The organism is Nocardiopsis coralliicola (genome assembly GCF_054779695.1).
In genome coordinates this window covers 1-12,950 of sequence record NZ_BAAGXT010000028.1, presented here as the reverse complement: position 1 = coordinate 12,950, position 12,950 = coordinate 1, and the positions used below count along the sequence as shown (strand labels likewise).

The 12,950-nt window shown below is 72.7% G+C and carries 9 protein-coding genes; 5 read left to right on the top strand and 4 right to left on the bottom strand.

Annotation, left to right across the window (positions count from 1 at the left end):
• Positions 1–2,201: 2,201 nt before the first annotated feature.
• Positions 2,202–2,723, bottom strand: a complete 522-nt coding sequence (locus tag ACYVGT_RS18570) for a DUF4245 domain-containing protein (RefSeq protein WP_460860042.1) — start codon at positions 2,721–2,723, stop codon at positions 2,202–2,204.
• Between the two features lie 50 nt (positions 2,724–2,773).
• Positions 2,774–3,427, bottom strand: coding sequence for a TetR/AcrR family transcriptional regulator (locus ACYVGT_RS18565; RefSeq protein WP_460860040.1), 654 nt, complete (start codon positions 3,425–3,427; stop codon positions 2,774–2,776).
• Between the two features lie 357 nt (positions 3,428–3,784).
• Here ACYVGT_RS18565 and glpX point away from each other — a divergent pair, with 357 nt between their 5' ends.
• Entirely contained in the window at positions 3,785–4,810 is a 1,026-nt protein-coding gene (gene glpX, locus ACYVGT_RS18560; protein WP_460860038.1) for a class II fructose-bisphosphatase, read from the top strand.
• A gap of 659 nt (positions 4,811–5,469) precedes the next feature.
• Positions 5,470–6,987 carry a hypothetical protein gene (locus ACYVGT_RS18555; protein WP_460860036.1) on the top strand — a complete coding sequence of 506 codons (1,518 nt, stop codon included), beginning with the start codon at positions 5,470–5,472 and terminating at the stop codon, positions 6,985–6,987.
• A gap of 186 nt (positions 6,988–7,173) precedes the next feature.
• Here the strand turns inward: ACYVGT_RS18555 and ACYVGT_RS18550 are convergent, their stop codons facing one another.
• Both ACYVGT_RS18550 and ACYVGT_RS18545 read right to left on the bottom strand, forming a co-directional pair.
• The gene (locus tag ACYVGT_RS18550; protein ID WP_460860035.1) at positions 7,174–7,989 is read right to left on the bottom strand and encodes an ABC transporter permease; all 816 of its coding nucleotides are present in this window, start codon (positions 7,987–7,989) and stop codon (positions 7,174–7,176) included.
• On the bottom strand, positions 7,986–8,954 hold the full coding sequence (locus tag ACYVGT_RS18545; RefSeq protein ID WP_460860032.1) for an ABC transporter ATP-binding protein: 969 nt from the start codon (positions 8,952–8,954) through the stop codon (positions 7,986–7,988). Before ACYVGT_RS18545 ends, ACYVGT_RS18550 begins: the two co-directional genes overlap by 4 nt.
• A 449-nt stretch (positions 8,955–9,403) precedes the next feature.
• Here ACYVGT_RS18545 and ACYVGT_RS18540 point away from each other — a divergent pair, with 449 nt between their 5' ends.
• The 3 genes from ACYVGT_RS18540 to ACYVGT_RS18530 all read left to right on the top strand — a co-directional run.
• The gene (locus ACYVGT_RS18540) at positions 9,404–9,994 is read left to right on the top strand and encodes a DUF1707 SHOCT-like domain-containing protein (protein ID WP_460860030.1); all 591 of its coding nucleotides are present in this window, start codon (positions 9,404–9,406) and stop codon (positions 9,992–9,994) included.
• Positions 9,995–10,197: 203 nt separating this feature from the next.
• Positions 10,198–11,586, top strand: coding sequence for a class II fumarate hydratase (locus ACYVGT_RS18535; protein WP_460860027.1), 1,389 nt, complete (start codon positions 10,198–10,200; stop codon positions 11,584–11,586).
• Positions 11,587–11,972: 386 nt separating this feature from the next.
• The coding region (locus ACYVGT_RS18530; protein ID WP_460860025.1) for a serine/threonine-protein kinase at positions 11,973–12,950 on the top strand (978 nt) is incomplete at its 3' end.

Sequence of the window (12,950 nt, the reverse complement as noted above, 5' to 3'; positions counted from 1 at the left end):
GCGCGGGGCTGACCCTTGCGTAGGCGGCCGGGCGTCGGCTTGTCGCGGGGTGGGGGCGACTGGAGGGACGGGTGGGTCGCGGGCTCCCGCGCGAGGGCAGCCGGGTGGCGGGTTGGTCAGTGCGTCGCAAAGACGAACAGCGGCAGCGACGGCAGCGGCGGCCGGGACCTCGGGTCGACCGCCGGGCGCGGGCTGGCCGCAGGGCTGGGCCGCGGGGCTGGCCTCACGGCGGGCAGCGGGTCGGGTGTGACTGGTGTGAATAGAGGGGCTACAGGGGTTGCAGGGTCGGCGGCGGGCGGGCCGGGTGCGGGCAAGTGTTCGCGAACCCTTGGCAACACCCCATCTCCGCCACGACTGCCACCTTTTCGAGGGCAGATGCGCGGAAAACCCGGGAGGCGTGACCGTCCCGCGGCCCGCCCACCGGGCCAGTTTCACTCTGCGTGGCGACATATCAGGCGAAACCGGGCGAACGTCACCGACGGGGCACGGGTGTCCGCCTTGGGGCCCATGCGCAGGAGCGCGCCGCGTTCCTTTTCGCGGGACGGCGAGATCACTGCTGTCTCAAATCACCCATAGCGGCCAATCCGACGCCGCGACTCGCACCTTTTCACCGATCAGGCCGCGGAAAAGGTGAGTGCGCGGGAATCGGACATCGCAACACTGCGTGACCCCGTGTTTGCGCAGGTCAGCGTGGCACACAATCGGGCTCTGCGTGCAGGGCCCGCATGGGGGAGGACCGCGCTTGCTTGGGCGGGGTGCGCAGGGCCCCCGTTGCCGTGTCCGTTTTCCTGACATTTGCCCCCCACCCCCGCCACGCGACCCGCCGACACCCGGCCGACCAGCCCGAGCCCCCTCCCGGCCTCGCCGTCGCTGCCGCTTTTACGCCTGTCCGACGCACTGAACACCGGGAAACCGGCTGCAGAGCTGCGGGAGCCTACGGCCTCAGCCGCCCGAGCCCCGCGACCAGTAGAAACCCTGGTCGCAGGCCGATTCCGAAGTGGTGGGACAGGGCGAAAAGTCTGCCGGCGAAGCCGCCCTTGCTTTTGTGTCGCGGGTCGGCGGCCAGGCGCGGGCGGGCTACAGGGCTGGGTCACGGGGCTGGTCGCGGCGCGTGGGGCGGGTGGGACTGGTGTGAATGGCGGGGCTGCAGGGACTTCAGGGTCGGCGACTGGCGGGTCGGGTAAGCGCGCGTGGTCCGCGAACCGCTGGCAACACCTCGTCGGCGCCACGACTCCCACCTTTTCGAGGGCCGATGCGCGGAAAACCCGGGAGGTGTGACCGTTCCGCGGCTCATTCACCGGGTAATTTTCACTCTGCGTGGCGACATAAGGGTCGAAACCGGGCGTCAGTCACCAGTGGGGCCCGAATGTCCGGTTTGGGGACCCACGCGCAAAAGCGCATCGCGTTCCATTTCGCGGAGTGGCGAGATCACTGCTGTCCCAAATCGCCCGAAGCGGCCAATCCGGCGCCCCGGTTGCCACCTTTTCGCCGATCGGGAGGCGAAAAGGTGGGTCCGCGGGAATCGGACACGACAACTCTGCGTGACTCCATGTTTGTGCAGGTCAGTGCGGCGCGGAATCGGCTCTCCGCGCAGGGTCCGTAGGGGGAGGACGTCTTCTGCTTGGGCAGGATGCGCAGGGGCCCCCGTTGCAGTGTTCGTTTTCCTGGCATTTGTCCCCCACGCCCGCCCCACGACCCGCCGCCGCCCGGCCGACCCGCCGGAGCCCCTGCCCAGGCTCGCCGTCGCTGCCGCTTTTACGCCTGTCCGACGCACTGAACACCGGAAAGTCGGCTACCGAGGAGCGGGAGCCAGCGGACTGAGCCGACCCAGCCCTGCGAACAGCAGAGAGTTTGACCACACACCGCACCCGAAGCGGTGGGCCAGAGGGGAAAGTCTGCCGGCGAAGCCGCCCTTGCTTGTAGTGCCTGCCGCCACAGCCACGCGACCGGCAGCGATTCTGTTTGCACACCGACTCAGAAGCGGCGGGACAGTGGGGAAAGACTGCGGCGAAGCCGTCCTTGTGTTGATGCGGTGAGCCCAGCCCGCGTGCAGCTCCGGCTCTGGCTCCACAGCGGCTCGGCGGAGGCGGAACGGATCGGAAACGCAGTCGGCGCAGCCGCCCGTGCTTGAACTGCTTGCAGACCCAGTCCGCGGAAAGCGGAACAGAGCGGAAACACCGCCGGCGGGGCCGTCCTGGGCGCTACTCGGCCTTCTCTTCGGCGAGGGAGCCGGCGAGGGTTTCGAGCTCGCCGTAGCCGGAGCCGCCGGAGACGATGAGGGTGGCACCGCCTTCTTCCGCGACGAGGGCGTGGCGGCCGTCGTCGTGCCGGTAGCGCTCCCACTCGGTGCCGGCGACGGAGGTGGTGCCGTCGGGTTCGGGGCTGTCCAGGGTGGAGTCGACGAGGGTGTCGGCGTCGCCGATGACGTAGTCGGCGTGCCGGTCGTCGGGGGTGGCGAAGCCGACGGTCCAGCTGAGGGGGTCGCCGGTGGAGAGGTCGGTGCTGGTGCCGACCCAGCCGTCGGGCAGGTCCTCGGGCGCAAGGACGGTGAAGTCGGCTTCGTCGGCGAGAGCCGCCGCGTCGAGCGTGTAGTCGACCGACGGGATGTTCTCACCCGAGCGCCCCTGCACGACGAGTGCCATCACCACCAGGATGCCGACGATGACGCCCATCGAGACGATCATCGATCCCATGGTGCGGCCGGAGCGGGTGTCAGTGCTCATGATGCCTCCAGCTTGCCGCAGGTCGCGGACTGCCCGGGACCGGGGTGGGGTCAGCTGCCCGCGTCGGCCCGGACGCGGGGGCGAAGGCCTGACAGCAGCGCGGTGATCTGGTCGGCGAAGGCGCGCGCCGCATCGTCGTCGCGGCGCAGGACTTCGGTGACGGCCACCAGCATGGTCCCGCTGACCACCGTGAGCAGTGCCTCATCCACCGGCTCGTCTGCCCGGCGGAACAGCGCGACGTTGCGGTCGGTCCACTGCCGGAGGCGGCTGCGCAGCTGGGATTCGAATCCGGGCGGCCCGTCGCCGCTGAAGAAGAGGAGCGCCGTCTCCCGCTCGTCGATGCAGCCTTCGAGGTACGCGCGCGCTGCCGCGTACATCAGGACGGCAGGGTCGGACTCGCCGCCGTCGCGCGCGGCGCCGGCGGCCGCGCGGGTGCGCTCCTGCTGGCGCTGCTGGAACTCCTCGTACAGAGCCAGATAGAGGTCGGCCTTGCCGGTGAAGTGGTGGTACAGGCTGCCGACGCTCGCGCCGGCCTCGGCCACGACCTGGTTGACCCCGGCCTTGGCGAAGCCGACCGTCACGAAGACCGTGCCCGCCGCCTTCAGCAGGGCGGCGCGGGTCGCGGCGCCGCGGGCGGAGATGCGCTCCGGACGATCGGTCTCCGCGCCCTCGGGCGTATGCCGCCCGCCGTTCTCGGCTGTCACGTCCCGTTCCCGTCCTGTCTCCGGCTCCGCGTCAGCACCGAGGCTACGCCCTTCGCCACCCGGGCTCCGCGGCGGCACGGGGGCCGCCGGGACTGCCGCGAGCTGCGCGCCCTCCCGCTGCCCACCCCGGCGGGCAATTTAGAGTGAGGGGTGCGCGAACGGGTGGACGCCGCGTGCTGGAGCGCCTCGCTGCAGCGCACCCCGCCCCCCACTGCCCGGTCCGCACCGCTCCACCAGCAGTGCCCGACCCACACCGTTCGACCCGCACTGGCTGAGCCGCACCGCTCACCGCACAGCGCCCGTCGCACAGCACCATCCTGCAGCGCGCCCCGGCTGCGCCCCGGACGAAGGAGATCCATGACCGCGCCCACGCCGTCCGTCCCGAGTGTCGACGACGTTCCCGACCGCAACCTCGCACTGGAGCTGGTCCGCGTCACCGAGGCCGCCGCCCTCGCCGCCGCGCGCTGGGTGGGCCGCGGCGACAAGAACGGCGCCGACGGGGTCGCCGTGCACGGCATGCGGCACCTGATCAGCACCGTGTCCATGAAGGGCACCGTGGTGATCGGCGAGGGCGAGAAGGACAACGCGCCCATGCTCTACAACGGCGAGCAGGTGGGCGACGGCAGCGGCGCCGAGTGCGACGTCGCGGTCGACCCGATCGACGGCACCCGGCTCACCGCGATGGGGATGCCGAACGCGATCGCGGTGCTCGCGGTCGCACCGCGCGGGTCGATGTTCGACCCCTCCGCCGTCTTCTACATGGAGAAGCTCGCGACGGGCCCGGAAGCCGCCGATGTCGTCGACATCACTGCTCCGGTCGCCGACAACGTGCGTGCGGTCGCCCGCGCCAAGGGCAAGAGCCCGCAGGACGTGACCGTGGTGATCCTGGACCGGCCGCGCCACGAGGGCCTGGTGCGGGAGGTCCGCGAGGCCGGTGCGCGCATCAAGTTCATCACCGACGGCGACGTGGCCGGCGCGATCATGGCAGCCCGCCCGGGCACCGGCGCCGACCTGCTGCTGGGCATCGGCGGCACCCCGGAGGGCATCATCACGGCGTGCGCGATGAAGTGCCTGGGCGGCACCATCCAGGGGCGGCTGTGGCCGCAGGACGAGGCTGAGCGGCAGAAGGCGCTGGACGCGGGCCACGACCTGGACCGGGTGCTGACCACCCAGGACCTCGTCTCGTCGGACGACGTGTTCTTCGCCGCGACCGGCATCACCGACGGCGAACTGGTCGGCGGCGTCCGCTACGAGGCGGCCGGCGCGATGACCGACTCACTGGTGATGCGCGGGCGCAGCGGCACCGTCCGCCAGGTCCGCAGCGAGCACCGCCTCGCCAAGCTCGCCACCTACAGCGGTGTGGCCTTCGACGGCGCTTCCTGAGCGGCCGACACGGGGAGGGGGCGCGGCCGCGCCCCCTCCCCGTGTCCGCGCAGCGTGCTGCCTCGCCGCGCGCAGTGGCCTGCCGCTCCGCGGCATTCCGCGGCGAGAGCCCGCCGCTCCGGACTCCTTCGCGTGCCGGGAGCCGGCGCCGCCGCCAGGGGGCGACCGCAGCCACGGTGCGCACACCGCGCTGACGTGGCGCCGCAGTGCTCCCTCGCCTACCGGGATCGGCACGGCCCGCATCGGGCCCGCGCCCGGCGGGACGGCCGGGCGCAGAGTGGAGCCAGTCGCGTTTCGGGGCGGCCGATACCGGTCACAGGCGCGGGCCGGGCAGGGACCGGAAAGGCCGAGTGCCCGGGGGCGGGAGGCGCCGGAACGGCGCTGAACCCGCGTTCACCCTGGCCAACTCGCACCGGGGCCAGGGCCCAGATTGGTACCTTCTACGAGTAATCGTGCTACCCGGAGGTCCGATGTCCCACCCCGATCCCCCCGGTCCGCCCCAGTGGCAGAATGCCGGCGGCCACCAGCCCGGCGCTGCGCCGCCCCCCGGCGCCCACTACCCGGCGGCCGGGCACCCGGCGGGCGGGTTCCCTCCGACCGGCCCCTCCGGCGGCATGCCCCCGGGCGCCGTGCCCCCCGGAGGAATGCCTCCCGGCGGAATGCCGACCGGACCGGGCTTCGCCGGCCAGCCGCCGATGGGGCCGTCCGGGCGGCGGCCCAACCGCGTGTGGATGGTCCCCGTCGCCGCGGTCACGGCCGTCGCGCTCATGGCCACCGGCGTCTGGGCGTCGACTTCGATGATGAACAACCTGTTCGGCGGCGCGCAGCCGGACACTGTGTTCCCCGAGGACACCCTCTTCTACGCGCGCATGGACCTGAAGCCGTCGGCCGCCCAGCTGGCGGACTACGCGCAGTTCGTCGGCACGCTCCCCGACTCGGTGCAGGACGAGATGGGCGGCGGCGACAACCCGGCGAAGACGATCGTCGAGGACGGGTTCGACTACCTCGACTACGAGACCGAGGTCGAGCCGTGGCTCGGCAAGCGGTTCGGCGTGGGCCTGGTGCCGTCGTCGGAGGACGGCGCCGATCCGCTCGGCATCGCCGCGGTCGCGGTCACCGACGAGGACGAGGCCACCCCGTCCCTCGACCGCATCGCCAGCGAGGAGGACATGGCCTACGCCTTCGTCGACGGCTTCGCCGTCTTCGCCGAGGGCGACACGGCACTGAACGACCTGCAGACCAGCATCGAGTCCGCCAGCCTGGCCGACTCCGAGGAGTTCACCTCCGACATGGCGGCCGCGTCGGCCGACTCCAGCATCGCTGCGACCTGGCTGGACATCGGCGCCGGCGCGAAGCTGGCCCAGGAAGCCATGGGCGGCATGGGCGGCAGCGGCTACGGCGAGGACGAGTACGGATACGGCTACGACCAGCCGGAGCTGCCGGAGGTGTCGGACTTCGACGTGTCCGGCCGGGTGGCGTCCGCGGTGACGATCAACTCGGACTCGGTCGACGTCAACAGCACCGTGGTGGACCTGTCGGTCGGCGACGCCGACATCTCGGGGTACACGGCCGAGGAGACCGGGCTGACGGAGCTCGCCGAGCTCCCCGCCGATACCGCAGCGGCGATGGGCGGCAGCGGGTTGGACAAGCTCGGCACGCAGGCGTGGGAGGACTTCGCCGCGGTGGCTCCGGACCTGGCCGACGAGGCGGCCGCGGGCTTCTCCGAGACCGGCTTCTCGCTGCCGGGCGATCTGGACAAGGTGCTGGGCACCCAGACCGCCTTCGGCATGATGGGGGAGGACTCCGCCGACTTCGAGAGCGAGAACTTCCAGTTCCGCGCCGAAGGCGCCGACCAGGGCCTCTGGTCCGACGCAGCGGAGAGCGCCGGCAGCGGCGGCTACTCCACTCCGCCCGGGGTGAAGGAGGAGGACGGCGTGGTCGTCATGTCCTCCGGAGCCACGTCACAGGGCCGGCTCGGCGACGACGAGCTGTTCACCAAGGTGATGCCGGACATGGAGAACGCCTCCATCGGCTCCTACTTCGATCTGCGGACGATGATGGAGGGCACCGAAGAGGCCCCCGACCCCGAGCAGTGGGGTGCGGTGGGGATGACCGGCGCCTTCGACGGCGAGCAGATCACCAGCACGCTGCGCTGGATGCCCTCCGGCGGCCGCTAGGGCGTGTCTGCTGAATAGCTGACGCCGCCCACCCCGCCCGCCCAGGGCCGGATGGCCGGTACCACGCAGTGGGGGGCGGCACCCGCGGGTGCCGCCCCCCACTGCGTGTTCTGCGTGCTGCACGCGCTCTCCCGGCGGTTCGGACGGGAGGCGCGGCCGGCAGATCGCCGCCCTGCTGCGTACGCCCTAGTCGATGAGCCGCCGGCGCATCTGGAAGACGGCGGCACACCAGGCGATGGCGACGAAGAGCACCAGCGCGGCGGAGTGCTTCAGCGCGGCGACCGCGTCGATGCCGAAGGCAGCGCCGCGGACGAGTTCGACGCAGTGGTAGAGCGGGTTGACGGCGGCCAGGTTCTGCGCCCAGACCGGGAGGGTGTCCAGCGGGAAGAAGGTGCCCGCCACCAGGAACAGGGGCGTGATGACGCCGGAGATGACGTAGTCCATCGTCTTGATCGACGGCACCAGGGCCGAGATCCAGATGCCGACCAGGGCGAACCCGAAGCCGGTGACGGTGGCGATCAGCGGCACCGTGAGCATGCCGGGCGCCGGCGGAAGCCCGAAGGCCAGGGCCACGACGAGCGGCGCGCAGCCGTACACGCCGGCCTTGAGGGCGATCCACGCGCCCTCGGCGGTGACCAGTTCGCGGACGTCGACCGGGGCCGCGAGGACCCCGTCGTAGGTGTGCTGGAAGACGCGGCGCACGTAGGTGTCGATCATGCCGGGGAACATCGACGTGAACAGCACCGACATCGCTACGATCCCGGTGCCGACGAAGTCGATGTAGCGGTAGCCGGCGATGGCGCCGACCAGGGAGCCCAGTCCGAAACCGAACGCGAGCAGGTAGATCACCGGCTCGGCGACGGCGGCGAAGGTCGTGGGCATCCAGGTGCGCCGGTACAGCGACCATTCGCGGGCCAGCACGCTGCGCACCGGGGCGAGCTCGAAGCGGCCCGGCGGGTTCCGGCGGTCGGCAGGTGCGGGTGCGGCGGGTGCGGTGCTCACCCGGCCTCCTCTCCGGTGAGGGCGACGAAGACGTCCTCCAGGTTCGCGGCGCGGGTGTCGCCGGTGCTTTCGGTGCCCTGGCGGGCGATGGCGTCGCGCAGCTGCGGGGGGATCTCCTCGGCGCGCAGCACGGCCAGCGACGGGCCGGTGCGGCGGCACATCAGCCCGGCAGCGCGGACCTGCTCCTCCAGGGCGGCGTGGCCGCCGGCCCCGACGCGGAACTCCTCGACCGTCTTGCCGGCGACTTCGGCGACCAGGTCCCCGGGGACGCCGCGGGACACCACGCGCCCCGCCGCCATGAGCGCCACCTCGTCGGAGAGGCGTTCGGCCTCCTCGATGTAGTGGGTGGACATGAGGACGGTGACGCCCTCGTTCCGCAGGTCGGTGATGACGCCCCACAGCTCCTGGCGGACCTGCGGGTCCAGGCCGACGGTGGGCTCGTCCAGCAGGACGACGCGGGGGCGGTGCACGAGCCCGCGGGCGATGAGCAGGCGGCGGCGCATCCCGCCGGAGAGGCGGTCGGCGCGGGTGTGGCGGCGATCCTCCAGGTGCGCGAGCGCCAGCGCCCGGCGGACCGCCCCCTCGCGCTCGCGCCGCGGGATGCGGTACAGGTGCGCGAAGACCTCGAGGTTCTCACCGGTGGTGAGCTCCTCGTCGAGGTTGTCGTGCTGGGGCACGACGCCCATCTGCGCGCGGGCCGCCTTGGACTCACGGGGGACCTCGTGGCCCAGCACGCGAATCGTGCCCGAATCGGCCCTGCTCTGCGCGGTGAGCATCCGCATCGTGGTGGACTTTCCTGCGCCGTTGGGCCCGAGCAGGCCCAGGACGACGCCGGCGGGCACCTCCAGGTCCAGGCCGTCGACCACGCGGAGGGAGCCGTACGCCTTGACGACCCCCTTCAGCTCGATGGCCGGGGCATGCGGGGACGGGGGCCGCGCAGGCGGGCGCGGGGACGATGAGGCCATGCGAGAACGGTAGGCAATCGGCGCCGGGCGCCACCAGTTCTTTTTGGAGCCGCGGACAAATGCCGCCGGAAGCAGCACCGGTCCCCTGCCGGAACAACACCACTGGTCACGGACGAATCATCCAGAACACTCCCCCCTGGAAAGAAGGGGTGTGTATAGTCCCGTCCCGAACCCTGTGGACCGGGGGTGGATACCGTACACGGGCCGCCCTCGGCCGGGCTCGTCCCCCCGAGCCCTCCCCTGGGACGCCTCCCTCCTCTCGGCGTCCCTCGCGGCGCCCCGTCCTCCCCCGTGGCCGGGGCGCCGCCCCCTCGCCCGGCATTCACGCCCCCGGGCAGCGCTGACCGGACCGGCCGGGCCGGGCCGCAGTGCAGAGCCCGTCCCCGCCGCCCCTCCTGCCGCACGCCCTTCGACCGGCCGCATACCGCGGGGCCGTCTACCGTGGAAGGGTGACGCCGCCGATGCGCCCCGCCGACATGCGCGCCTCCCACGCCGACCGGGATCGCGTGGTCGCTGTGCTGCGCACCGCAGCCGAGGACGGGCGCCTCGACCTGCACGAGTTCGAAGAGCGGCTGGACCGGGTCCACCGGGCGCGCACGCTGGGTGCGCTGGCGCCCATCACCGGCGATCTGGTGCCCGACCGCCAGCAGCCGATCCAGGTCGACGGGCCGCCGCAGGTCATCGCGCTCCTCGCGGACGCCCACCGCTCCGGCCGCTGGGTGGTGCAGGCGCACCAGCCGGTGCTGGCCGCCGGCGCCTCAGCGACGCTCGACCTCCGCGAGGCGCTGCTGGAGCGCGACACCACCGTGGTCACCGCCACCGCCGTCTTCGGGCGGATCACGATGCACGTGCCGGACGGCGTCGAGGTGCGGGTGTCGGGATGGTCATTCCTGGGCCGGCGGCACACGACCGTGCGGCGTCCGCGCACCGCCGGCGACCGCCCGGTGCTGCATGTCCAGGGGTTCTGCGTCTTCGGGTCGGTCGACGTGCTGGCGCCGCGGCGCAGCCTGCGCCCGCCCTGGCTGCGCCGCGAGCGCTGAACGGCCCGGTGCCCGCCCGGCCCCAACCGCCCCCCGCGGCGCCGCCGTGCGCCTGCTCCGCCGCACCCGCCGACCGGCAGCGGAGCCCGTGACAAAGGCCACGTCCGACGAGGTCACCGGGGTTCCCGCCGGGGGCGGGCAGTGCCCGGGGCCGCACTTCTGGCACTCTTAGTGCCAGGTTTCCCTGGAGGTGTCTTTCAACGATGAACGAGTACCGCATCGAGCACGACTCGATGGGCGAGGTCAAGGTCCCCGCCGAGGCCAAGTGGCGGGCCCAGACCCAGCGGGCCGTGGAGAACTTCCCGATCTCCGGACAGCACCTGGAGTCGGCGAACATCGCCGCCCTGGGCCAGATCAAGGCCGCCGCTGCCAAGGTCAACGCCGAGCTCGGCGTGATCCCGGAGGAGCTCGGCGCCGCGATCCGCGCCGCGGCCTTCGAGGTGGCCGAGGGCAAGTGGGACGGCGAGTTCCCGATCGACGTCTTCCAGACCGGCTCGGGCACGTCGTCGAACATGAACACCAACGAGGTGGTCGCCTCGCTGGCCAAGGCCGCGAGCGGCCTGGACGTGCACCCCAACGACCACGTCAACGCCTCGCAGTCGTCGAACGACGTCTACCCCTCCTCCCTGCACATCGCCGCCACCGCGGCGGTCGTCCAGGAGCTCATCCCGGCGCTCCAGCACCTCGAGGGCGAGCTCACCCGCAAGTCGGTCGAGTTCGCCTCGGTGGTCAAGAGCGGCCGCACCCACCTGATGGACGCCACCCCGGTCACCCTCGGCCAGGAGTTCGCCGGCTACGCCGCGCAGGTCCGGTACGGGGTCGAGCGGCTCGAGGCGGTCCTGCCGCGCGTCGCTGAGCTGCCGCTGGGCGGCACCGCCGTCGGCACCGGCATCAACACCCCCGACGGCTTCGCGCCTCGGGTCATCGCCGAGATCACCGCCGCGACCGGCCTGCCCCTCACCGAGGCGCGGGACCACTTCGAGGCGCAGGGCGCCCGGGACGGGCTGGTCGAGCTCTCCGGCCAGCTGCGGACCATCGCGGTGGGCTTCGCCAAGCTCGCCAACGACATCCGGTGGATGGGCTCTGGCCCGCGCACCGGGCTGTCCGAGATCTTCCTGCCGGACCTGCAGCCGGGCTCCTCGATCATGCCGGGCAAGGTGAACCCGGTGCTGTGCGAGGCGATGCTGCAGGTGTCGTCGCAGGTCGTGGGGAACGACGCCGCAGTCGCGTTCGGCGGCGCCTCGGGCAACTTCGAGCTCAACGTGCAGCTGCCGATGATCGGCCGCAACGTGCTGGAGTCGGCCCGGCTGCTGGGCAACGTCGCGCGGGTCTTCGCCGACCGCTGCGTCGCCGGCATCGAGGCCAACGAGGAGCGCTGCCGCGAGTACGCCGAATCCTCGCCGTCGATCGTCACGCCGCTGAACCGCTACATCGGCTACGAGGAGGCGGCCAAGGTCGCCAAGCAGGCCCTCGCCGAGCGGAAGACGATCCGCGAGGTCGTGCTGGCGCGCGGCTACATCGAGGACGGCAAGCTCACCGAGGAGCAGCTGGACGCGGCTCTCGACGTGCTGTCGATGACCAACTCCAAGTAGCGCCGCCGCGCCCGGTTCGGGGCGGTGGTGCTCAGGCCGGTGCGCTGCGGCGCACCGGCCTGAGCGCTGTCCGGCGGAGCTCTTCGAACGCTGCCCGCCGGCGCGGTGGCGGGAGACGTGCAGGTGGCGGGTGCCGGCGCCCGCGGACGGGCGCGCGCGAGGGCCGGAAGTCCGGCTGCGCCGGGGCGCAGCGGGTGGCGCCCGGGTCGCACCGCGTCCGATCTGTGCGCGATGATGGGCGGCGCCGGGGAACCTTCTGCCGGGCGGGCTGCGTCTCATCACCACCGGAGCACAGCGGCCCCGAAGCGGGAATCCCCCCGGTGCCGCGGCTGCCTCGGGAGCAGCCAGCTGCCCACAGCGCGTCATCCCCCTGGAGAGGCCGCCCTATGCCGACCGACAGCGGAGCCCGCATCGTCGCCGAGCGCTACCGATTGGACGGGGAACTCGGGCGCGGCGGAATGGGCGTCGTCTGGAAGGCTTGGGACACCCAGCTCCAGCGCGCCGTCGCCGTCAAAGAGATCCTCCTCCCCACCCACCTGGACGAGCGGGAGCGCGCCGAGGCGCGCGCCCGCGTCTTCCGGGAAGCGCGCACCGCAGCGCGCGTGCCGCACCCGGCCGTCGTCACCGTGCACGACGTCTTCGACTTCGAAGACAACCCGTGGGTGGTGATGGAGATCCTCCCCGGCCGCTCGCTGGAGGACATCCTGGCCGCGGGCCCGATGACGGCCGCCGACGTGGCGGCCATGGCCCGCCCGCTCCTGGACGGCCTGCGGGAGGCGCACGCGCGCGGCGTGGTCCACCGGGACATTAAGCCGGGCAACATCATGATCGACGGCAGCAGGCGGGTCGTCATCACCGACTTCGGCATCGCCACCGCCGAGGGCGACGCCTCCATCACCCGGACCGGCGCGCTGGTCGGTTCGCCGGAGTACATGCCGCCGGAGCGCCTGGAGTCGCAGCCGGCCACGCCGGCCGGCGACCTGTGGAGCGTGGGTGTCACCCTCTACGCCGCGCTGTCGGGCGCCTCCCCGTTCCGGCGTACGACGCTGACCAGCACCATCGCGGCCGTCATCTCGGGGCCGATCGCGCCGCTGCCCCAGGCCGGGCCGCTGGAGGAGCTGGTGGCACGGCTGCTGGAGCGCAATCCGGACGAGCGCCTCGACGCCGAGTCCGCCCTGCAGATGCTGGACAGCCTGCCGCCGGTCGCGGCCGCGTCCGGCCCCGGCGAGCAGGGCGGTGTCGATGGCGCGGGCGCCGCCGGAGCCGCTGCGGCCGGAGCTGCCGGAGCCGGGCTGCTCGCCGGCGGCTCCGCGGCGGGCGGCAACCCGTCCAGCGGCGGCAACCCGGGCGGTCCGGAGCAGGCC